The organism is Streptomyces sp. NBC_01520 (genome assembly GCF_045040375.1).
Taxonomy (GTDB): Bacteria; Actinomycetota; Actinomycetes; order Streptomycetales; family Streptomycetaceae; genus Streptomyces.
Map to the genome: position 1 here is coordinate 5,139,644 of NZ_CP109404.1, position 22,081 is coordinate 5,161,724.

Here is a 22,081-nt window from a genome sequence, read left to right on the forward strand (position 1 = left end):
ACGCGCCCGCCCGCGCCCCCGCCTCACGCCACCACCGGCATGAGCAGCGCCCCGGCGGCCACATAATCGTCCGTATGCCCGCACAGCAGACCCGCCCCCGTCCGGCGGACCCCCGACCGCGCCGCCCGCGGCACCGCGCCGCCACGGCGCTCGTGGCCGCGGCGCCCGCCCTCGCGGCCTACACGGCCGTCCGGCTCGTCGGACTCGTCGTCCTCCTGGTGTGGGCCTCCGCCGACGGGAAGGACGCCCTGAACCGGCTCGGCGGACGCTGGGACTCCGTCTGGTACCAGCGGATCGCGGAGAACGGCTACGGCTACACCGTCACCCTTCCCGATGGCGGCGTCCACCCCGACCTGGCCTTCTTCCCGCTCCTGCCCGCCCTGGAACGCACCCTCGCCGAGCTGACCCCGGTCACCCTCCAGGGCGCGGGCCTCGCCGTCGCCTGGGCGGCCGGCCTCGCCGCCGCCTGGGGCATCTTCGCCGTGGGGGCGCGGCTGCACGGACGCCGCGCGGGAGTGCTGCTGGCCGTGCTGTGGGGCGTGTACCCGACGGCGTTCGTGCAGTCGATGGCGTACACCGAGACCCTGTTCACCGCCCTCGCCGCCTGGGCGCTGTACGCCGTGCTCAGGGACCGCTGGATCGTGGCGGGCACGCTGTGCGTCCTGGCGGGACTGACGCGGCCCACGGCCGCCGCCCTCGTCGCCGCGCTCGCGGTCACGGCCGCCGCCGTCCTCGTACGGGAGTACCGGGCGGGCGACCGGGAGGGCCTGCTGCGCCGGAACGCGCGCATGCTGCTCGGTGTCTGCCTCGCGCCGCTGGGATGGCTCGCGTACGTGGTGTTCGTCGCCGTGCGCCAGGGCGGCCCCTTCGCCTACTTCGAGGTCCAGGCGCAGTGGGGCAACAGCATCGACGGGGGCCGGGCGCTGGCCGCGTTCGTCCTCGGGCTGCCGCTGCCCGCCGCGCTCGGGCTGTGCGCCGCCCTGGGGCTGCTGGGGTGGCTGATGTTCCTGTGCGTACGGCAGCGGCAGCCGCTGCCCCTGCTCGTGTACGGCATCGCGATCGTCGTCATCTCGCTCATCGGGTCCGGGTACTTCGGGTCCCGGCCGCGCCTGATGATGCCCGCGTTCCCGCTGCTCCTGCCGCCCGCTCTCGCGCTGCTGCGCCTGCGGACGACGGCCCGTACGGCCGCGGTCGTCGCCGTGCCCGCCCTCGCCTCCGCCGCGTACGGGGCATGGACCCTGCTGGGCACCGGACCTCCGTGAGCCGGGCCCACGGACCCACGCGCCCCGGGCGGTGCCAGCGGTTGCCGCACTCGTCACCGCCAGGCGGCGAAGCTGCCGCAGGGCGGCCTCAGGCCCCTTCGGAGACCCGTATCCGCGCACCCGGCCGCAGGCCCCACGCCTCCATCGCCCCGGCCTCTGCCTCCACCACGTGGCGGGCCCGCAGCCTGGGCAGGCCGAGCCGGCCGGGCTTCATCGTGCGGACGGCCAGGACGTTGAACTTCCGGTCCAGGTACGCCACATCGATGGTGAACCGCATCCGGAAGGTGTGCACGCTCCCGCACGGAGTGATCAGGAGAGCCCCCTCGACCCCGTCCACGCCGAGCAGTCCCCGGGACCGCGCCCCGTACGAGGCCGCGATCCGCAGCGGTACCTCCCGCGCCTCCGTGTCCGTGCCGACCGTCAGTGTGCCGTTGCCGTTGCGCCATTTCCCCATGGGCACCGACCGTAGCCCCCACGGCCCCGTCCCGGGGCCCGAACGGCCCGCGGTGGGCCCCAGGGCCCAAGACCCGGTCATGGGACCGGAATAGGGTCGGTCCGTGGAAGCCACACTGATTGCGGTCGCCGTGCTCTGGGGCGCCCTCGCCGGAACGCTGCTCCCGCGCGCCGCGTACCGCTTCTCCGTCGAGCCGGAGGAGCCCTGGCGGGACGCGTGCCCGGCCGGGCACGCGCTCACGGGGCCGGGCCGCGGCTGGCTCGGCTCCACCCGCTGCGCGGCCTGCGCCGCGGCCGTCCCGGTGTTCCGGGGGAGCACGGTCCACGGACCGGCCGCGGACGAACGGGAGAGCGGCCGGCCCCGCTACGCCCCCGCCGTGATCGCCCCCGTCGTCACCGTGCTCGCCTGCGCGGCCCTCGCGGCCGCCACCGGCCTCCGGCCCGAGCTCGCCGTCTGGCTGCTGCTCACCCCGGTCGCCGTGCTCCTCGCCGTCATCGACCGCCGTGTCCACCGGCTGCCCGACCGGCTGACGCTGCCCCTGGCCGGCGCCGCCGTCCTGCTGCTGGGCGGCGCGGCCCTGCTGCCCGAGCGCGGCGGCTCCTGGACCGGTGCCCTGCTCGGCGGGGCCGCGCTCGGCGGCTTCTACTTCCTGCTCTTCCTGATCAACCCGAACGGCATGGGATTCGGCGATGTGAAGCTGGCCCTGGCCCTGGGCGTGGCGCTCGGCTGGTACGGCTGGGCGGTGCTGTGCGCCGGCGGTTTCGCGGGCTTCCTGTTCGGCGCCCTGTACGGCTTCGCACTGATCCTGCTGCGCCGGGCCGGACGGAGGACGGGCATCCCGTTCGGACCGTTCATGATCGCGGGCGCGCTGGTCGGCCTCCTGTTCGGCGGCCTCGCCGCCTGACCTTCACCCGGAGCACCGGCGTACGGATATGCGGTCGCGTGGGCCATGGCCGGCTGACACGATTCCCGTATGACCGGACCGTCCGTACCCTCCCCGGCCGAAGCCCCCGACGGCCCGGACGCACGTTTCGACGCCCTCGTCGCCGAAGCGGCGACCGTGTCCGTCGACGGCTGGGACTTCTCCTGGCTCGACGGGTGCGCCACCGAGCAGCGCCCGTCCTGGGGGTACGCGCGCGCCATGGCGGACCGCATGGCGGGGGCCCGGGCGGCCCTCGACATCCAGACCGGGGGCGGCGAGGTCCTCGCGTCCGCCCCCGTGCTGCCGCCGCTGACCGTGGCCACCGAGTCCTGGCCGCCGAACATCGCCCGCGCCACCGCCCTGCTGCACCCGCGCGGTGCCGTCGTCGTCGCGGACCCCGACGAGCCGCCGCTGCCCTTCGGGGACCGCGCCTTCGACCTGGTGGTCAGCAGGCATCCGGTGGCCACCTGGTGGGCCGAGATCGCCCGCGTGCTGGCCCCCGGAGGCACGTACCTCTCCCAAGAGGTCGGCCCGGCCAGTGTGTTCGAGCTCATCGAGTACTTCCTCGGACCGCAGCCCGCCGAGGCGCGCGCCGCCCGGGACCCGGAGCGCGCACGGGCCGCCGCCGAGGCCGCCGGGCTCGATGTCCTCGACCTGCGCGCGGAGCGGCTGCGTACCGAGTTCTTCGACATCGGCGCCGTCGTCTACTTCCTGCGCAAGGTCATCTGGATGGTCCCGGGCTTCACAGTCGAGGCGTATCTGCCCCAACTCCGGTCCCTGCACCGGAAGATCGAGTCCGAGGGTCCCTTCGTCGCGCACAGCTCCCGCTTCCTGATCGAGGCCCGCAAGCCGGGGTAGCGCCAACAGGCATACGCTGAAGGCGGCTTCACCGGTCCGGGGGTCCCCTCCGACCCCGCGGGCCGCCGGATGAAACGGGAACACCTGCTCCTACGTCCTACTCATGGGTAGTGCGACCCTGGTGGTTGATTGCACAACGAAGGAGCGGGTCATGACGCTGGGAAGGGAAACGTCCGGCGAGGAGATCAGCCGGCCGCGTCACGGCAAGGCCGACTGGCTCACCGGGGAACGGATCACCGCCGTCCACGGCCTGTTCTACCGGCCCGAAGGCCGTGCCGGAGAGCCGGAGGCCGTCGAATTCGTGCTCTCCACCGGCCAGTCCGTCCTTCTGACCTGCGCCTCCGACCGGACGCTGCGGATCACCTCCGGCAACTGGCCCGAGCTGCCCGCCTGGTGCGTCCCCGCGGGGCAGTGGCAGTTCGCGCCTTTGAACCAGCTCCCGCCCCCGCCGTACGGAGGGGCGTGGACGGTCATCGGCACGCAGGAGCGCCGGGACGGGCACGGCGAGGTGCACGAGGCGGTCATCCGCTGCGAGGACGGCGATTTCGTCGTCATGGGCGGGGACACGGTGGCGATCCGCTTCGGCAGGCGCTGAGCCGTCCACGCCGGGCGCCCATGGCCCCGCCGGAGGCCTTCCGGCGGGCGGTTCCCTGCCCGGGGCGTGCTCGCAGCGCAGTCCGGCAAATTCGGAGAGTGATTATCTCGTGGCGTGGCACGCAGCATCACTTACGAAGGGTTATGGTGGAAACCCCCCCCTCGGGCCGGTCCGTAACCCCCCCCACGGACCGGCCCGTTTTTTGTGCCCGCGCCGGACCCGCGCCGTGTCCCCGCCGTTCCCCCTCCGTGCCCCCGCTGCGCGGGCCCGTGCCCACCTGTGCGGCGGCGGAACCGGCCCCGCGTCAGGCGGGAGGCGTCAGCCCCGGTCGGCGGCCCAGATGTTCGTCCGCGCCGTGTCCACCGCGAAGGTGTCGATCTCCTTCAGCTCGTCGGCGGTCAGCGGCGGTGCGGCGAGGGCGGCCACGTTCTCCTCCAGCTGCTTCACGCTCGACGCGCCGATCAGGGCGGACGTCATGCGGCTGTCCCGCAGCACCCAGTTCAGCGCCAGCTGGGCGAGGGACTGCCCACGGCCCTGCGCGATGCCGTTCAGCCCACGCAGCCGGCGCAGCATCTCGTCCGAGAGCAGATCCGGGTCGAGGGACTTGCCCTGACTGGCACGTGAACCCTCGGGGATGCCCGTGAGGTACTTGTTCGTGAGCAGCCCCTGGGCGAGCGGTGCGAAGGAGATGCAGCCCATGCCGGCCGTCTCCAGGGTGTCGAGCAGCCCGTCGGCCTCCAGCCACCGGTTGACCATGGAGTAGGACGGCTGGTGGATCAGGGCGGGCACACCCATCTCCCGGAGCAGCCTGGCCGCCTCGGCGGTCTGCTCGGCGTTGTAGGAGGACACACCCGCGTACAGCGCCTTGCCCTGGTGCACGGCGGTGGCCAGTGCCCCCATCGTCTCCTCCAGCGGGGTGCCGGGGTCGAAACGGTGGGAGTAGAAGATGTCGACACGGTCGAGCCGCATCCGCTTCAGCGAGGCGTCGAGCGAGGACAGCAGGTACTTGCGGGATCCCCACTCGCCGTACGGCCCGGGGTGCATCTCGTAGCCGGCCTTGGTGGAGATGATCAGCTCGTCCCGGTACGGGGCGAAGTCCTGTCGGAAGAGCTTGCCGAAGTTCAGCTCGGCCGAGCCGGGCGGCGGGCCGTAGTTGTTGGCCAGATCGAAGTGGGTCACGCCGAGGTCGAAGGCGCGACGGAGGATGGCCCGCTGGGATCCCAGGCCGCGGTCGTCGCCGAAGTTGTGCCACAGGCCGAGGGAGACGGCGGGGAGCTTGAGCCCGCTGCGGCCGGTGCGGCGGTACTCCATGGAGTCGTAGCGCGACTCGGCGGCTCGGTGGGGGAGGTAATCAGTCACGTTTCACTCCTTATCACGTAGTTGTGACACACCGGGTTGGGCCCCCGGGACCCGTCCGCAGTAATGTGGCGACTTCGGGACATGCCGGTCTGCGGCGCGTGAGCGCGGTGTGCGGACCGCGCGGCGACCCCCGGGGGACGGCCCCGGACCCCCGGCGACGGGGAGGACGGGCCCACGGCGGCACGTACGGAACCGAGAGGGTGAACCCAGTGAATGTGCGCGACCTGGTGTACGGGCTCTACGCACGCCGGGTGGAAGGGCGCCTGGACCACTCCCAGGTGCCCAAGCACATCGGAGTCATCCTCGACGGGAACCGGCGGTGGGCGAAGGCGTCCGGCGGCTCGGCCGTGCAGGGGCACCAGGCAGGCGCGGACAAGATCTCCGAGCTGCTCGGATGGTGCAGCGAGACCGAGGTCGAGGTCGTCACCCTCTGGCTGCTCTCCACGGACAACTTCGACCGGCCCGAGGCCGAGCTCATCCCGCTGCTCGGCATCATCGAGAACACCGTGCGCCAGCTGGCCGCCGACGGGCGGTGGCGCGTCCATCACGTCGGCACCCTCGACCTGCTGCCCGCGCGGACCCAGGCCGTCCTCAAGGAGGCGGAGGAGGCCACGGCGGGCATCGAGGGGATAATCGTCAACGTCGCCGTCGGCTACGGCGGCCGCCAGGAGATCGCGGACGCCGTGCGGTCCCTGCTGCTGGAGCACTCCGCCAAGGGCACGACCTTCGAGGAGCTCGCCGAGGTCGTCTCCACGGACCTGATCTCCGAGCACCTCTACACCCGCGGACAGCCTGACCCGGACCTGGTGATCCGCACGAGCGGCGAGCAGCGGCTGTCGGGCTTCATGCTCTGGCAGAGTGCCCACTCGGAGTACTACTTCTGCGAAGTGTTCTGGCCGGCCTTCCGCAAGGTCGACTTCCTCCGCGCCCTGCGTGACTACGCGGCCCGCCACCGCCGCTACGGCACCTGAGCCACCTCCCCTCCACGGAGGGCGTACGAGGACGGCCGCGGGCGACCGGGCCGCACTGCTGGTCCGGCCCACGCGCATGGCTTCGCGTGTTCGAGGGAATACCCCTGTCAGGTCGATGTCCGGTCTCCAGCCAGGCGGACGTCGCAGCCAAGTGAGCGGCACCAGCCCGCTCGCCCGGGAGGCCCTTTGCACACGAAGGACCGCACACCGTGCGGCCGACGCGGAGGGCCGGTGTTCGGCCCGCGCACGGGGTCCGAACCCGGTCCGTCCTCTCCCTTCGGGAAGTTCCGCGACGTCCGTCGCACTCCCCGACCTCGTCCGAGGGGGTACGTCCTTCCGTGGTGACCAGCACTAAGCGCCGCATGCCCGACAGGCGCACCTATGTTCTCGACACCAGCGTCCTGCTGGCCGACCCCAACGCCATGGCCCGGTTCGACGAGCACGAAGTGGTGCTCCCGATCGTCGTGGTCACGGAGCTGGAAGCCAAACGGCACCATCCCGAGCTCGGGTACTTCGCCCGGCAGGCCCTGCGCCTGCTGGACGACTTCCGGGTCAGGTACGGCCGGCTGGACGCCCCGATCCCGCTCGGGGATCTGGGTGGGACGCTCCGTGTCGAACTCAACCACTCCGACCCCGGCGTCCTGCCGGCCGGCTACCGGTTGGGGGACAACGACTCACGGATTCTCGCGGTGGCGCGCAATCTGCAGGCCGAGGGATACGACGTCACGGTCGTCTCCAAGGACCTGCCGCTGAGGATCAAGGCGTCCTCCGTCGGTCTCCTCGCCGAGGAGTACCGCGCCGAACTCGCCATCACCGACTCCGGCTGGACCGGGATGTCGGAGCTGACCCTCGCCGCCGAACAGGTCGACCTGCTGTTCAGTGAGGAGACGCTCTTCGTCCCCGAGGCGGCCGAATACCCCGTGCACACCGGGCTGGTCCTCCAGTCCGAGCGCGGCAAGGCGCTCGGCAGGGTCACGGCCGAGGGCAATGTGCGTCTCGTGCGCGGCGACCGGGAGGCCTTCGGGATCCACGGCCGCAGCGCCGAGCAGCGCATCGCGCTCGACCTGCTGCTCGATCCGGACGTCGGCATCGTGTCCATGGGAGGCAGGGCGGGCACCGGCAAGTCCGCCCTGGCGCTCTGCGCGGGCCTGGAGGCCGTGCTGGAGCGCCGGCAGCACCAGAAGGTGATGGTCTTCCGGCCGCTGTACGCGGTCGGCGGACAGGAGCTCGGCTATCTCCCCGGCAGCGAGTCCGAGAAGATGAGCCCCTGGGCGCAGGCGGTGTTCGACACGCTGTCGGCCGTCGCGGGGCGCGAGGTCATCGAAGAGGTGCTGGGGCGCGGGATGCTGGAGATCCTGCCGCTCACCCACATCCGGGGCCGCTCCCTCCACGACGCGTTCGTGATCGTCGACGAGGCGCAGTCGCTCGAACGGAATGTCCTGCTGACCGTGTTGTCCCGGATCGGGACGAATTCGCGTGTGGTGCTCACGCATGACGTGGCCCAGCGGGACAACCTCAGGGTCGGCCGGTACGACGGAGTCGTCGCCGTGGTCGAGAAGCTGAAAGGGCATCCGCTCTTCGCGCATGTCACGCTCACCCGCTCCGAGCGCTCGCAGATCGCCGCGCTGGTGACCGAAATGCTGGAGGAAGGCCGCATCTGACACGGAAGGTCCCCTCAATGCCGCCCGGCGGGCCATGCACCCTAGCCGGGCGGCATTGTGCTGCGCCGTCATTTCCGGAAAACACTTGCTCCAAACGAGGTGTGAGCTTTAACACGCAACACAGAATTGCAACGCGCCGTGTCCTTCCGGCAGAGTCTTGCTTCCGTCAGGCCCCGCATACGGCACTTGGGCACCTCCAGAGGTGCCACGCACCACACAACTCAACACTTGCCGTCCGTATGCCGCCCGCGAGAACCACGCGGCGCTTCCGAGAGGAAGTCGCCCACCGGGCCCGTGCCTCCCGTGACCCAAGCAGTAGGGAGGCCAGCGTCAAGGGCACGATTGCGCCCGCGAGGTCACCTAAGCGGGCGATGCTGGAAGGACACCGTGTGAGCCGGATCTCGGTCCGGGGGTTCGCCGTGGCATCCGCCACCGCCGTAACCACCGTAGGCGCCGTCGTAGGCGTTGCGTCGGGCAGCACTCCCGCTGTCGACGACAACAACTTCGAGGCGGCCGCAGCCGACACCACGCTGCTCGCAGACATCCCCGCGGGTCAGCAGGCCCAGGTTCAGACCGCTTCGCTGACGCAGCAGGCAGACGCGCAGGCCTCCGCGGCCGACGCGGCGGCCAAGAAGTCTGCCGAGGAGACGGCCCGCGTCCAGGCTGCCAAGGACGCCAAGTCGAAGAAGCAGGCGGCCGAGGACAAGCTGGAGGCCGAGCGCGAGGCCAAGGACGAAGCCGAGCGTGCGAGCCGGTCCTCCGTCCGCGACGCCTCCTCGTTCTCCGCGCAGGGCTCCTACACGGTGGCCGAAGTCCAGGCGATGGCACGGCAGATGATTCCTGCCGACCAGTTCCAGTGCTTCAGCAACATCGTGAACCACGAGTCGACGTGGAACTACCGGGCGACGAACCCCTCCTCGGGGGCGTACGGCCTGGTGCAGGCGCTGCCCGCCTCCAAGATGTCGACCGCCGGCGCCGACTGGCAGACCAACCCGGCCACCCAGATCAAGTGGGGCCTCAGCTACATGGACGGCCGCTACGGCAGCCCGTGCGGCGCCTGGTCGTTCTGGCAGGCCAACCACTGGTACTAGGAACCCCCGGGTTCCCGCGCTCGACCCCGTGAAGCCCCGCACCGTCCTACGGTGCGGGGCTTCACGCTGTACGGTCGATCCGGACAGCTCCGGGGGAAGTGCAGGGGGCTGACGGGGGAAAGGGAAACACCATGTCGAAACTTCCGGGATGGCTCGGTCGGCTGGGCGCCGAACTGACCGAGATCGGGGCGCGCCTGGAAGAACGGCGCGCCGAGGGCGCCCGCCGTGACGAGGAGGACGCCGTCGCCGCGGAGACGTCCTCGTCGACACTCTCCACCGTCGCCGCCGAGCAGGTGCCCGCTCCGCCCGCGTACGCCCCCTCCGTCGCCGCCAGACCCGATCCGGTCGCGGCGATCCCGTGGGGGATGCGTGTCGCCGCGGAGGCGGGCTGGCGGCTGCTGGTCCTGGCGGGCACGCTCTGGGTGCTGATGCGTGTCGTCAGCGCCGTACAGCTGGTCGTCCTCGCCTTCGTCGCCGCGCTGCTCGTCACCGCCATGCTCCAGCCGACCGTCGTGCGGCTGAGAAGGCTCGGACTGCCGCGCGGTCTCGCCACCGCCGTCACCGCCGTACTCGGCTTCGTTGTCATGGGCCTGGTCGGCTGGTTTGTCGTGTGGCAGGTGATGGACAACCTCGACACGCTGTCCGACAGGGTCCGCGACGGCATCGACGAGCTGAAGCGCTGGCTCCTCGACAGCCCGTTCCACGTCACCGAGTCGCAGATCAACGACATCGCGGAGAACCTCAGCGACACCGTCGGCACCAACACCGAGGAGATCACCTCCGCCGGACTGCAGGGCGTCACCGTGATGGTGGAGGTCCTGACCGGGATACTGCTGGCGATGTTCTCGACGCTCTTCCTGCTGTACGACGGGAAGCGCATCTGGCAGTGGGTGCTCAAGCTGGTCCCCTCCCAGGCGCGGCCGGGCGTCGCCGGCGCCGGACCGCGCGCCTGGCGGACGCTGACCGCCTATGTGCGGGGCACGGTGATCGTCGCCCTGATCGACGCGATCTTCATCGGCCTCGGGATCTACTTCCTCGACGTGCCGATGGCGGTGCCGCTCGCCGTCTTCATCTTCCTCTTCGCCTTCATCCCGCTCGTCGGCGCCGTGATCTCCGGTGCGCTCGCCGTGGTCGTCGCGCTCGTCACCCAGGGCGTGTTCACCGCCCTGATGGCGCTGATCGTGGTGCTCGCGGTGCAGCAGATCGAGGGCCACATCCTGCAGCCCTTCATCCTGGGCCGCGCCGTACGTGTCCACCCGCTGGCCGTCGTCCTGTCGGTCGCCGCGGGCGGCATGATCGCCGGCATCGGCGGTGCGGTCGTCGCCGTCCCGCTGGTCGCCGTGACCAACACGGTGGTCGGCTACCTACGGGCGTACGGGCAGGGGCCGGGCGTGTTCCACGGACCAGGGCCGCACGGCGCGACAGCGATCTCGGCGACGCCGGCCCTCGGCACCCGCCCGTCCGACGCGCCGGACGCCAGGGGCGACGCGACGGGCACGCGGGACGAACCGCACAAGTGAGGCGGGGGAGCCGCGGGGCGCGGGAACGCGGCCACGGAACATAAGAAGGGCCCCGGGGACGGTCGGTCGTCCACGGGGCCCTTCTCGTTCGAGGGGTACTGCGGTACTACTCGGCGAGAACGGCCTCTGCTTCGAGGGTCACGCCCACCGCCTGGATCACGGATGCGATCTTGACGGCTTCCTGAATGGTCTCACGGCCCACACCGGCGGTGCGCAGCACCTGCTCGTGGGAGTCCAGGCACTGGCCGCAGCCGTTGATCGCGGAGACGGCGAGCGACCACAGCTCGAAGTCGGCCTTCTCCACCCCGGGCTTGCCGATGACGTTCATCCGCAGGCCTGCACGGAGGTTCCCGTACTCGGGGTCCGACAGCAGGTGCCGGGTGCGGTAGAAGACGTTGTTCATCGCCATGACGGCGGCGGCCGACTTCGCCGCGGTGTACGCCTCGGCGGAGAGGTTGGCCTTGGCCTCCGGCTCAAGCTCCCGCAGCACTATCGGTGAGCGCGAGGCGATCGCGCAGGCCAGGACGGTGCCCCAGAGCTGCTGCTGGGGGAGGTCGCTGTTGCCTATGACCGAACCGAGGTTCAGCTTCAGGTCCTTGGCGAAGTCCGGTACGGCGGACTTGAGTTCGTCGAGTGCCATGTCGGTGTCAGCTCACTCGCCCGAGAGGAGCGCGACCGGGTCGAGGGTGTTCTCGCCCTTGGTCCAGTTGCAGGGGCAGAGCTCGTCGGTCTGCAGGGCGTCGAGGACCCGCAGGACCTCCTTGGGGTTACGGCCCACGGAACCGGCGGTCACCATCGTGAACTGGATCTCGTTGTTCTGGTCGACGATGAAGACGGCGCGCTGGGCGAAGCCGTCCTCGCCCTCGATGCCGAGGTCACGCATGAGCTCGTGCTTCGAGTCGGCCAGCATCGGGAAGGGCAGGTCGGTCAGGTCCGGGTGGTCCTTGCGCCAGGCGTGGTGCACGAACTCGGAGTCGCCGGAGAAACCGAGGACCTGCGCGTCACGGTCGGCGAACTCGTCGTTCAGCTTGCCGAAGGCGGCGATCTCGGTGGGGCACACGAAGGTGAAGTCCTTCGGCCACGCGAAGACGATCTTCCACTGACCCTCGTAGGTCTTGTGGTTGATCTGCTCGAACTCCTTGCCGCTCTCCAGCGACACACAAGCGGTCAGGTCGAACTCGGGGAACTTGTCACCGACAGTGAGCACGCGCTCTCCTTGCAGCGTAGGAAATCCCTTTTTGGGGGCGTTCCTGAGGGTTGGACGATCACCACCTTGGCACAGAGTGCATTGATCACGGAAATAGCTACACTCGGTCGTGATGATCGGAGGTGCCTATCAGTGGGGTATGTAAATCATGCCAATAGGTCCAAGCAGCCCAGCCTCTCGCAGCTGCGCGCCTTCGCGGCCGTGGCGGAGCATCTGCACTTCCGGGACGCGGCGGCATCAATCGGGATGAGCCAGCCGGCACTCTCCGGAGCCGTGTCGGCGCTGGAGACGGCACTCGGTGTCCAGCTCATCGAGCGTACGACGCGCAAGGTGCTGCTCTCACCCGCGGGGGAGCGGCTCGCGGTGCGTACCAGGGCGGTGCTGGAGGCCGTCGGCGAGCTGATGGAGGAGGCGGAGGCCGTACAGGCGCCGTTCACCGGGGTGCTCCGGCTCGGAGTGATCCCGACCGTCGCCCCGTACCTGCTGCCGACCGTGCTCAGGCTGGTCCACGACCGCTATCCGGAGCTGGACCTCCAGGTCCACGAGGAGCAGACCTCCTCGCTGCTGGACGGGCTGGCCGCCGGGCGCCTGGACCTGCTGCTGCTCGCCGTGCCGCTCGGTGTCCCGGGCGTCACCGAACTGCCCCTGTTCGACGAGGACTTCGTCCTGGTCATGGAGCAGGAGCACGGACTGGGCGGGCGTACGGACATTGCGCGCGAGGCCCTGCGGGACCTGCCCCTGCTGCTGCTCGACGAGGGCCACTGCCTGCGCGACCAGGCACTGGACATCTGCCGGGAGGCGGGGCGTACGGAGGGGGCGCCGGTGACGACGACCGCGGCCGGGCTCTCCACCCTGGTGCAGCTCGTCGCGGGCGGGCTCGGGGTGACGCTGCTGCCGCGTACGGCGGTGACGGTGGAGACCGCGCGGAACGAGGCGCTGACCACCGGATACTTCGCCGACCCCGCGCCCTCGCGGCGGGTGGCGCTGGCGGTACGGACGGGAACGGCGCGGCACGCGGAGTTCGAGGAGCTCGCGGCGGCGCTGCGGGAGGCGATGGCGGTCCTCCCCGTGCGGGTGCCCGAGGAGGGGTGAGCGCGCCCCCGACGCGCTCACCCCTCCTCGGCCTCACTCGGTGCGCAGCCCGTCCGGGCGCATCACGCGCCACAGCAGGGGCAGCGAGAGCAGGGTCACGGCCACGACGAGGACCGCGCCCGCGCCCGCCATCGGCAGGAACAGCCACCACCGCGTCACGGTCTTGGCCAGCATCCACGTCATCACGGCACCGAGCCCGAGGCCGCCCGCGGTCGCGACAAGGAGGCCGATGACCACCGGCACGGCGGTCTGCCAGAGCACCGACCAGGCGAGGGTGACGCGCCTGGTGCCGAAGGCGACAAGGACCGAAAGCAGCCGCTTGCGCTCCCGGAGCTGCTCCAGCTGGGAGACGAGCATCGACGCGGCGATCAGCAGCAGCGTCGCCGCCGCGCCGAACCGCAGGCCGGTCTGCACACTGGCGTACTGACGGTCGCGCGTCACCGAGGTCAGGGTGGCGACCCGCATGCCCGGGTCGATCCGGGCCGCAGTGTTCCGTACGTACTCGGCGACGTCCGCCACGCCCTCGTCGACCTTGATCTGCGCGATCGTCCGGGCGTTCGGCAGGGTGCGCGGGTCGACGGCCCCCACGGTCGCCAGGATGCCGAAGTACTCGTCGCCGAGCGGGTCGGGGGCGGCGGAGACGGTCCGGGCGTCCGCGGGCAGGGTCCAGCGCACCGACTCGGCGTCAGGCGTGTACCCCATGCTGGAGTTGAGCTCGATCTCCTTGCCCTTGCGCGCCGTCTCGTCGACCCAGTCGCTCATCTCCCTGTCGCCCCGGGGGTGGACGACGAAGGTGTCGCCGTCCTGGCAGGAACCGATCTCGGCGAGCTCCTTCAGGGTCGCGCAGTCGCCGATGCCGAGCGAGGTGGTGGGCGTGACCTCGTCCTCCCCGTACGTCCCCGGCTTCGTCACATACGTCTCGACCGTGCCGATGACGCGTTCCACGCCCTCGGTGGCCCGGAACGCCTCGATGGTCCGGGCGGCGGCGTCCCCGGTGACCTTCTCCGAATAGGTGTGGAACTGGGCGCGGGACGGGTCCTGTCCCGTCATCGTCTCGAACTCGTCGCCGACCGCGGCGAACAGCATCTGCAGGGCCACCGCACCGGCGACGGCCACGGTGATCCCGCTGACCGCGCGGGAGGCCGCCCCGCTGTTCAGCTGGAGCCGGCGGACGGCGAGCTGCCAGGGCGGCGGACCCCCGCGCAGCCTGTTCACACACCCCTCGACCAGCCACGGGAGCAGCAGTGCGAGCCCGACCAGGACCAGTACGGCACCGACCGCGATCGGGTACGGGTCGACGGGAGTGAATTCGTCCACCCGGCCCGTCAGCCCCAGCACGGCCAGGCCCACGACCGGTATCGGCAGACGCCACCGGAGCCGGCGCCTGCGGCTGCCGGAGTCGCGTGCGACGCCGAGCGGTTCGACGACGACCGAGCGCATGGCGACCAGCGTGACGAGTACCGCGGACAGGGGCACCGCGACGGCGATCAGCGCCGCCGTCCAGGCCGCGGGAGTCAGGTCGGACGGGAACGCGCTGTGGTTCCACACCTCGATGTGGCCGACGAACCTGCGGCCCACGAGGAAGAGGACGACCCCGGCAAGCATTCCGAGCACGGAGCCGAACAGGGCTTCACCGGCCGCGATCCGACGGGTCGTCCTGATGTCCGTACCGACCAGGCGAAGGGCGGCGAGCCGGAGGTCGCGCCGGTCGCCGCCGAACCGTACGGCGGTGGCGATGAAGATCGCGACGGGTGCCAGCAGCACGACGCAGATCATGATGACGAGGACGAACAGGACGGGCGAGAGCGGCGCGTCCCCGGGGCCGTCGCCGTAACCGGCCAGCCGGTGACCGCCGTCGGCCCGGGTCAGCGAGTCGCTGCCCACGTAGAAGTACAGCTCGTTCGGGGAGCGCAGGCCCGCGTCGGCGATCGTCGACGTGATCCGGTACGGCAGCCGCTCCTTGAGGAGCGTGCCCTCACGGGAGGCCAGCAGGTCCCGGAGGGCGGGGGAGGCCGCCATCTCACGCGGCCCGGGGAACGCCGCGACCCCCGGCGGGAGGACCGGACGGGCGCCCTCCGCGCGCATCAGGAAGCCCTCGACGGTGCTGCCGCGGTACTCGGTCGTCGTACTGATCCGCAGGACCGTGGTGTCCGACTCCGGGGCGTCCTCGTCGCGCGACACCGAGGCCTCCTCGCGGGCCTGCGCGCGTACCGACCGCTGGTCCAGCAGGTGCGGCACGGACGAGGCGACCAGCAGCATCGCCACGCCCAGCCCGACGCCGACCGCGGTGAGCGTGGTCCGGGCCCAGCCCTCACGGCCGCCCGCCGCGGCGAAACGTATGCCCAGGCCGAGATCGCGCAGCCAGGTCATACGGCGAACTCGGGGTCCCGGGTCCGGCCGTCGCGTACGACGATGTCCCGGTCGGAGTACGCGGCCACCCGCGCCTCGTGCGTCACGAGGACGACGGCCGTGCCGGCCGACCGGGCGGACTCGGTGAGCAGCTCCATGACCCGCACACCGTTGAGGGAGTCCAGCGCGCCCGTCGGCTCGTCGGCGAAGACCACCTTCGGCGCCGCGACCAGGGCGCGGGCGACGGCGACACGCTGGCCCTGGCCGCCGGAGGCCTGCCCGGGACGCTTGGCGGCGATGCCGTCCACCTCCAGGCGCTCCAGCCACTCCAGGGCGGTGCGCTCGGCCGCCTTGCGCTTCACGCCGTTCAGCCGGAGCGGCAGTGCGACGTTCTCCAGACAGGTCAGCTCGGGGACGAGCCGGCCGAACTGGAACACGAAGCCGAAGTCGCTGCGGCGCAGGGCGCTGCGCTCGGCGTCGGACATCGTGGACAGCTCACGGCCCGCGTAGGTGACGGTGCCGGAGTCCGGGACGACGATCCCCGCGAGGCAGTGCAGCAGGGTCGACTTGCCCGAGCCGGAGGGACCCATCACGGCGACGACCTCGCCGGGGTGGACGGAGAACGAGGCGCCGTCGAGCGCGGGCGTCGAACCATAGGTCTTGTGCAGGTCCAGGGCGACGAGCAGGGAGCCGTCGGGGGTCACGGGGCGACCAACTCGGCGAGCTGGTCGAGCCGCGCACCGGTCAGTTCCAGCCAGCGCAGGTCGGCTTCGAGGTGGAAGAGGGCGAAGTCGCAGATCAGCTGGTCGGAGAGATCGCCCTTGCGCTTGCGGTCGGTGAGGACGCGCATCAGCCGCAGATGTTCGGACCGCTGCGCGTCCAGCAGCCCGGAGGCACTGCGCCCGGTGAGCAGGGCGAGGACGACCTTCGCGTAGAGCGTCGACTGGAGATACGGCTCAGGCTTCTCCGGCCGGCCCAGCCAGGCGGCGACGTCGGTGACCCCCGCCTCGGTGATCGCGTACCGCTTGCGCTCGGGCCCGCCGTCGGACTCCACGCCGTCGACCTCGACGAGACCGTTCTTCAGCAGCCGGGACATGGTCGCGTAGACCTGCCCGTAGTGCAGCGGCCGATCATGGCCGAACTTCTCGTCGAAGGTCCGCTTGAGGTCGTAACCATGACGGGGGCCGGACTCGAGGAGCCCGAGAAGGGTGTGACCGATTGACATGCGGCGCACTCTACATGCCGTGTATACCTCGCGTGTATACGGGCGACATCGAGCCCACGCTCCAGCCTGTCCGGCGGTACGGGCCGCAACGCGAGCCTGTCCGGCGGTACGGGGCCACACCCCAGGCCTTTTCGACGCTGTGGGCCCGCAATCCAAGCCCGTCCGCGGTACGGGTCCACGGTTCGGGCCCGTCCGGCGGTACGGGCCCGCAATGCAAGCCCGTCCGGCGATTGAGGACCGGGGGTTCGGGGGCGGAGCCCCCGAGGGGCCTCACCCCTCGGCGCCGGGCTCCGATTCCGGCGCCGACTCGGACGCGGCCCCCGGCACCGGCTTCGGCGGCCGCCCCCGCCGAGGAATCGGCCCCGCACTCCCCGGCAGCCGCCCCGCCTCCGCCAGCGCCCGCCGCAACAAGAACTCGATCTGCGCGTTCGCGCTGCGCAGCTCGTCCGAGGCCCACCGGGCCAGCGCGTCATGCACCGCCGGATCCAGCCGCAGCAGCATCTGCTTGCGCTGCGGCCGCCGGCCGGCAGGAGTGGAGGCGTCGTTCGTCACTGGTAGAACGTGCCCGTGTTCAGGACCGGCTGCACCGCGCGGTCACCACAGAGCACCACCATCAGGTTGCTGACCATCGCCGCCTTGCGCTCGGGGTCGAGCTCGACGATGTCCTGTTCGGCGATGCGGGCCAGCGCCATCTCGACCATGCCCACCGCGCCCTCGACGATCTGCTGACGGGCCGCGACGACCGCGCCCGCCTGCTGCCGCTGGAGCATCGCGGAGGCGATCTCCGGGGCGTACGCGAGATGGCTGAAACGCGACTCGATGATCAGCACACCGGCCGCCTGGACCCGTGCCGTGAGCTCGACGGCGAGCTTCTCGGTGATCTCCTCGGCGTTGCCGCGCAGCGAGAGCCCGCCCTCGTCGTGGGCGTCGTACGGGTACTCGATCGCGATGTGCCGCACGGCCGCCTCGGTCTGCGTGGCGACGAACTCCAGGAAGTCGTCCACCTCGAACAGCGCCTGCGCGGTGTCCTCGACCTTCCAGACGACGATCGCGGCGAGCTCGATCGGGTTGCCGTACGCGTCGTTGACCTTCAGGACGGCCGTCTCGTGGTTGCGGACCCGGGTGGAGATCTTGCGGCTGGAGGTCAGCGGGTTGATCCACCGCAGACCGTCCGCGCGGATCGTACCGACGTACCGGCCGAAGAGCTGGATGACCCGCGCCTCGCCCGGAGCGACCATTTTCACACCGGTCATGCAGAAGAACGAGGCGATGGCGAGCAGCAGTCCGAGGATGAAGAGCGGGACACCGATGCCGTTGTGCCCGTTGGCGCCGAGAACGCCGCCTCCGACGGTCAGGCCGATGCCGAGGAGCACCCCGAGCACGGTCAGCAGCAGCCCGAAGCCACCCGGGATGGAGTGCGCCGTCGTCTCCCTGACCTGTGGTGCGGGCATCTCGGGTGCGTCAGGGACGAGGCCGGCGGCCTGATCGGTGGTGCCGGGACGGTCGTGCGGTGCGGTCATGGGGTCCCCCGTCTTGTGCGGCATAGCGCCACGCTAGCAATGTGATTTCACATTATCGGACTTCGCAACCATGTGCACCCCTCGTGAGTCGGTTCCTTGGAGGGCGGGTGCTGATTGTCACGTCCGGAAAAGACCGGATCGCTTGCCATTTGTCCGCTCCTTCGGTGTTAGCTGATTGATCTGACCGGAGCGGAACGAGCACAGGAACAGGAGCACGACAGCGATGGGTCGAGCGGAAGCGCGACGAGCTCAGGGGCGGGCAGCGCGCCGGGCCGGGAGGGGCGGCGGCATACGCGGACTCTTCACCTGGCGGAAGATCCTGGGCACGTTCTTCGGGCTCTGCCTGCTGGTGATGGGCGCCTTCGTGGCGCTCTACATGTACGTGGACGTGCCTGCGGCCAACGCCCAGGCCGAGAAGCAGAGCAACGTCTACAAGTACAGCGACGGCACACTCCTGGCCCGCACCGGCTCCGGCGTCAACCGGGAGATCGTGGACCTCGCCGTCGTACCCAAGGGCGTCCAGCACGCCTTCGTGGCCGCCGAGAACAAGTCGTTCTACCGGGACCAGGGCGTCGACCTCAAGGGCACCGCCCGCGGCCTGCTCAACACCCTCTCCGGCAAGGGCAAGCAGGGCGGCTCCACGATCACCCAGCAGTACGTGAAGAACTACTACCTCACGCAGGACCAGACGGTCAGCCGCAAGCTCAAGGAACTGGTCATCTCGCTCAAGGTCGACCAGAGCACGAAGAAGGACGACATCCTCGCCGGTTACCTCAACACCGTGTACTACGGACGCGGTGCGAGCGGTATCCAGGCGGCGGCGCAGGCCTACTACGGTGTCGACGCCAAGGACCTCGACGTCTCCCAGGGCGCCTACCTCGCGGCCCTGCTCCAGGCCCCCAGCCAGTACGACTGGGCGGTCGCCTCGCCGACCGGCAAGAAGCTCGTCAAGGAGCGCTGGGCCTACACCCTGGACAACATGGTCGACGAGAACTGGCTCGACCAGGCCGAGCGCGACAAGCTGACGTTCCCCGTCCCGAAGCCCCCCAAGGCCGCCCCCGGTATGGAAGGCCAGACGGGCTACCTCGTCGAGGCCGCCAACGAGGAGATGGAGCGGCAGGGCGTCACCGAGGAGATGCGGGAGGCCGGCGGCTGGACGGTCACCCTCAACATCGACAGGAAGCGCCAGAAGCAGCTGGAGAAGTCGGTCGACGACCAGCTGGAGAACCAGCTCGACCGCAAGGGCAACAAGATCGACGCGACCGTCCAGGCCGGCGCCACCTCCGTGGACCCGAAGACGGGCAAGGTCGTCGCGCTCTACGGCGGTGTCGGTGCCACCGAGCACTGGATATCCAACGCCACCCGGCAGGACTACCAGCCCGCGTCCACCTTCAAGCCGCTCGTTCTCGCCTCCGCCCTGGAGAACGAGTCGGTGACCCAGGACGGCGACCGGATCGGCCTCAACACGGTCTACGACGGAACGAGCAAGCGCCCCGTCGTGGGCAGCGACACCCCGTTCGCGCCGCAGAACGAGGACGACATCAGCTACGACAGCCCGACCGTCCAGCGGGCGATGGACAAGTCCATCAACTCCGTCTTCGCGCAGATGGTCGTCGACGTCACCCCGAGCGCCGTGAAGAAGACCGCGCTCGCCATGGGCGTACCGGACAAGAACTTCCCCGAGCGCCCCGCCATCACCCTGGGCACCATGAACGCCTCGACCTGGGACATGGCCGGGGTGTACGCCACCCTCGACAACCACGGCAAGAAGGTCACGCCGACCATCGTCAAGTCGGCGGAGCACCGCGACCGCACCATGGAGCCGGTCGACGGCATCGGCGGCCAGGTGATCAGCCGCAGTTCGGCCGACACCGTGACGCACGCGCTGACCGAGGTGGTCGACATCGGCTCCGGCCGCGAGGCCAACACCACGGCCTACGACGCGGCGGGCAAGACGGGTACGTCCGAGAACAACAAGGCAGCCTGGTTCGCGGCCTACACCCCGGAGCTCTCGACGGTCGTGGCCCTGTACGGCGAGTCCACCAAGGAGGGCGGCGGTCAGGTCACGCTGACCGGTACGGCCAATTCCGGCCGGGCCAACGGCGGCGGCTTCCCCGCGAAGATCTGGGCGGACTACACCCTCGGCGCCCTCGGCGGCGGCTCGGACGCCACCTTCGACCTGGAGGGCGTCGAACGCGGTGAGACGACGGTGACCGAGAGCCCCTCGGCCACACCGTCCGAGACCCGGGAGCCGTCCGAGACACCGTCCGAGGAGCCGGAGACGCCCTCCGAGTCGCCCTCGGTGACGCCGAGCGAGGAGACGCCCCCGAGCGTGCCGCCGAGCGAGGAGCCCACGGTGACACCGAGCGGGGAGCCCAGCACCACGAAGGATCCCGAGGAGGGCGAGCAGCCCCCGGGTGAACGGCCAGGGGCCGGCCTCCTGGGGCAGTGAGCACGCGTGAGGGGCGGTGTCCGGGGACCGAGGACACCGCCCCTCACGCGTGCGCCACGTCAGCCGCCGTTCACCTTCTTGGCGATCCGGTCACCGACGTCCTTGTCCACGTTGCGCCAGTACTTCAGCGCACGCTCCAGGACCGGCTTGCTCACGCCGTTCAGCAGATGCCCGGAGACGTTGGAGACGAACCGCTCGCGCTGCGCGTCGTCCATGACCTCGCGCACCAGCGTGCCCGGCTGGCCCCAGTCGTCGTCGTCCTTACGCGGCTTGTACGCCTCGTGGACCATCTCGCCCGCCGTGGCCCAGCCCGCCGGGTCGCCGAAGCGCGCGGTGTCCGCCGCGGGCCCGCCGTACGAGTTCGGCGCGTACACCGCACCCGTGCGCGCGGGCTCGTACCGCATCGGGCCGTCCTTCGCGTACGAGTGGACGGGCGAACGCGGCCGGTTCGGCGGCAGCTGCAGATAGTTCGGGCCGATCCGGTACCGGTGGGTGTCCGGGTACGAGAAGAGCCGGCCGAGCAGCATCTTGTCGGGCGACGGACCGATGCCGGGCACCATGTTCGACGGTTCGAACGACGCCTGCTCGATGTGGACGAAGAAGTCGTCCGGGTTCTTGTTCAGCGTCATCCGGCCGACCTCGATCTCCGGGTAGTCGCTGTGCGGCCACACCTTCGTCAGGTCGAACGGGTTGAAGCGGTAGTCCGGGGCGTCGTCGAACGGCATGATCTGGACCTTCAGGGTCCAGCTCGGGTGGTCGCCGCGCTTGATCGACTCGAACAGGTCGCGGCGGTGGACGTCGCCGTCGGTCCCGGCCATCGCGTCGGCGTCGGCCTGCGTGTAGAAGTCGATGCCCTGGTCGGTCTTGAAGCGGTACTTCACCCAGAACCGCTCGCCGCCCGCGTTCACCCACATATAGGTGTGCGAGCTGTAGCCGTTCATGTTGCGGTACGTCTTGGGGATGCCCCGGTCGCCCATCAGCCAGGTGACCTGGTGCGCCGACTCCGGCGACAGGGTCCAGAAGTCCCACTGCATGTCGTTGTCGCGCACACCGCTGTCCGGGCGGCGCTTCTGGGAGCGGATGAAGTCCTGGAACTTCATCGGGTCGCGTACGAAGAAGACCGGCGTGTTGTTGCCGACCATGTCGTAGTTGCCGTGCTCCGTGTAGAACTTCAGTGCGAATCCGCGGGGGTCGCGCCAGGTGTCGGGCGAACCCTGTTCACCGGCGACCGTGGAAAAGCGGGCCAGCATCTCGGTGCGCTTGCCCGGCTGGAAGAGGTCCGCCTTGGTGAACTGGCTGACATCGTTCGTCACTTCGAAGGTGCCGTACGCCCCGGAGCCCTTGGCGTGCACCACCCGTTCAGGGACCCGTTCGCGGTTGAACTGGGCCATCTTCTCGATGAGGTAGTGGTCCTGGAGCAGGATCGGGCCGTCCGATCCGACGGTGAGCGAGTGTTCGTCGCTCTCCACCGGGATCCCGGCACTGTTCGTGGTGTACGGAACCTTCTGGGCTTCCTCGGTCACGAGCGTCCTCCCGTCGGTGT

20 protein-coding genes are annotated in these 22,081 nt (G+C 70.5%); 10 read left to right on the forward strand and 10 right to left on the reverse strand.

Annotated features, from left to right (window positions below; genetic code table 11):
* The first annotated feature begins 74 nt into the window (after positions 1-74).
* On the forward strand, positions 75-1,262 hold the full coding sequence (locus OG524_RS23535; protein WP_405388860.1) for a hypothetical protein: 1,188 nt from the start codon (positions 75-77) through the stop codon (positions 1,260-1,262).
* An 88-nt stretch (positions 1,263-1,350) separates the two neighbouring features.
* Here OG524_RS23535 and OG524_RS23540 read toward each other — a convergent pair whose 3' ends face one another.
* Positions 1,351-1,716, reverse strand: coding sequence for a DUF192 domain-containing protein (locus tag OG524_RS23540; protein WP_405388859.1), 366 nt, complete (start codon positions 1,714-1,716; stop codon positions 1,351-1,353).
* A 103-nt stretch (positions 1,717-1,819) separates the two neighbouring features.
* Between OG524_RS23540 and OG524_RS23545 the strand changes: the two genes are divergently transcribed.
* The 3 genes from OG524_RS23545 to OG524_RS23555 all read left to right on the forward strand — a co-directional run bounded on the left by OG524_RS23545 (position 1,820) and on the right by OG524_RS23555 (position 4,091).
* Positions 1,820-2,620, forward strand: a complete 801-nt coding sequence (locus OG524_RS23545; protein WP_405388858.1) for a prepilin peptidase — start codon at positions 1,820-1,822, stop codon at positions 2,618-2,620.
* Positions 2,621-2,689: 69 nt separating this feature from the next.
* Entirely contained in the window at positions 2,690-3,496 is an 807-nt protein-coding gene (locus OG524_RS23550) for a class I SAM-dependent methyltransferase (protein WP_405811628.1), read from the forward strand.
* A 151-nt stretch (positions 3,497-3,647) separates the two neighbouring features.
* On the forward strand, positions 3,648-4,091 hold the full coding sequence (locus tag OG524_RS23555) for a hypothetical protein (RefSeq protein ID WP_405388856.1): 444 nt from the start codon (positions 3,648-3,650) through the stop codon (positions 4,089-4,091).
* A gap of 318 nt (positions 4,092-4,409) precedes the next feature.
* Here OG524_RS23555 and mgrA read toward each other — a convergent pair whose 3' ends face one another.
* Positions 4,410-5,450, reverse strand: a complete 1,041-nt coding sequence (mgrA, locus tag OG524_RS23560; protein ID WP_405388855.1) for an L-glyceraldehyde 3-phosphate reductase — start codon at positions 5,448-5,450, stop codon at positions 4,410-4,412.
* Between the two features lie 209 nt (positions 5,451-5,659).
* Between mgrA and OG524_RS23565 the strand changes: the two genes are divergently transcribed.
* From OG524_RS23565 to OG524_RS23580, 4 genes are all read left to right on the forward strand, one after another.
* Positions 5,660-6,421 (forward strand): isoprenyl transferase, encoded by a 762-nt coding sequence (locus OG524_RS23565; RefSeq protein ID WP_405393116.1) that lies wholly within the window; start codon positions 5,660-5,662, stop codon positions 6,419-6,421.
* Positions 6,422-6,759: 338 nt separating this feature from the next.
* The gene (locus OG524_RS23570) at positions 6,760-8,082 is read left to right on the forward strand and encodes a PhoH family protein (protein ID WP_405388854.1); all 1,323 of its coding nucleotides are present in this window, start codon (positions 6,760-6,762) and stop codon (positions 8,080-8,082) included.
* A 389-nt stretch (positions 8,083-8,471) separates the two neighbouring features.
* On the forward strand, positions 8,472-9,173 hold the full coding sequence (locus OG524_RS23575) for a transglycosylase SLT domain-containing protein (RefSeq protein ID WP_405388853.1): 702 nt from the start codon (positions 8,472-8,474) through the stop codon (positions 9,171-9,173).
* A gap of 131 nt (positions 9,174-9,304) precedes the next feature.
* Entirely contained in the window at positions 9,305-10,693 is a 1,389-nt protein-coding gene (locus OG524_RS23580; protein ID WP_405388852.1) for an AI-2E family transporter, read from the forward strand.
* Positions 10,694-10,799: 106 nt separating this feature from the next.
* Here the strand turns inward: OG524_RS23580 and OG524_RS23585 are convergent, their stop codons facing one another.
* On the reverse strand, positions 10,800-11,333 hold the full coding sequence (locus tag OG524_RS23585) for an alkyl hydroperoxide reductase (protein ID WP_405388851.1): 534 nt from the start codon (positions 11,331-11,333) through the stop codon (positions 10,800-10,802).
* A gap of 12 nt (positions 11,334-11,345) precedes the next feature.
* Positions 11,346-11,900 (reverse strand): peroxiredoxin, encoded by a 555-nt coding sequence (locus tag OG524_RS23590; protein WP_014154322.1) that lies wholly within the window; start codon positions 11,898-11,900, stop codon positions 11,346-11,348.
* Between the two features lie 132 nt (positions 11,901-12,032).
* On the opposite strand from OG524_RS23590, the gene OG524_RS23595 reads away from it, so the two are divergent.
* Positions 12,033-12,992, forward strand: coding sequence for a hydrogen peroxide-inducible genes activator (locus tag OG524_RS23595; protein ID WP_405388850.1), 960 nt, complete (start codon positions 12,033-12,035; stop codon positions 12,990-12,992).
* Between the two features lie 33 nt (positions 12,993-13,025).
* On the opposite strand, the gene OG524_RS23600 is transcribed toward OG524_RS23595, so the two are convergent.
* The 5 genes from OG524_RS23600 to OG524_RS23620 all read right to left on the reverse strand — a co-directional run bounded on the left by OG524_RS23600 (position 13,026) and on the right by OG524_RS23620 (position 18,086).
* On the reverse strand, positions 13,026-15,362 hold the full coding sequence (locus tag OG524_RS23600) for an ABC transporter permease (RefSeq protein ID WP_405811629.1): 2,337 nt from the start codon (positions 15,360-15,362) through the stop codon (positions 13,026-13,028).
* Complete coding sequence (locus tag OG524_RS23605) at positions 15,359-16,045, reverse strand: ABC transporter ATP-binding protein (protein WP_405811630.1); 687 nt, start codon at positions 16,043-16,045, stop codon at positions 15,359-15,361. Before OG524_RS23605 ends, OG524_RS23600 begins: the two co-directional genes overlap by 4 nt.
* Entirely contained in the window at positions 16,042-16,566 is a 525-nt protein-coding gene (locus OG524_RS23610) for a PadR family transcriptional regulator (protein ID WP_405811631.1), read from the reverse strand. Before OG524_RS23610 ends, OG524_RS23605 begins: the two co-directional genes overlap by 4 nt.
* 270 nt (positions 16,567-16,836) lie before the next feature.
* A complete protein-coding gene (locus OG524_RS23615; RefSeq protein ID WP_405812487.1) occupies positions 16,837-17,067 on the reverse strand; it encodes a hypothetical protein in 231 nt (76 codons plus the stop codon).
* Between the two features lie 47 nt (positions 17,068-17,114).
* Positions 17,115-18,086, reverse strand: coding sequence for an SPFH domain-containing protein (locus tag OG524_RS23620; RefSeq protein WP_405812488.1), 972 nt, complete (start codon positions 18,084-18,086; stop codon positions 17,115-17,117).
* Positions 18,087-18,309: 223 nt separating this feature from the next.
* Here OG524_RS23620 and OG524_RS23625 point away from each other — a divergent pair, with 223 nt between their 5' ends.
* The gene (locus OG524_RS23625) at positions 18,310-20,538 is read left to right on the forward strand and encodes a transglycosylase domain-containing protein (RefSeq protein WP_405811632.1); all 2,229 of its coding nucleotides are present in this window, start codon (positions 18,310-18,312) and stop codon (positions 20,536-20,538) included.
* 59 nt (positions 20,539-20,597) lie between these two features.
* On the opposite strand, the gene OG524_RS23630 is transcribed toward OG524_RS23625, so the two are convergent.
* A complete protein-coding gene (locus tag OG524_RS23630) occupies positions 20,598-22,061 on the reverse strand; it encodes a catalase (RefSeq protein ID WP_405811633.1) in 1,464 nt (487 codons plus the stop codon).
* Between the last annotated feature and the right edge of the window lie 20 nt (positions 22,062-22,081).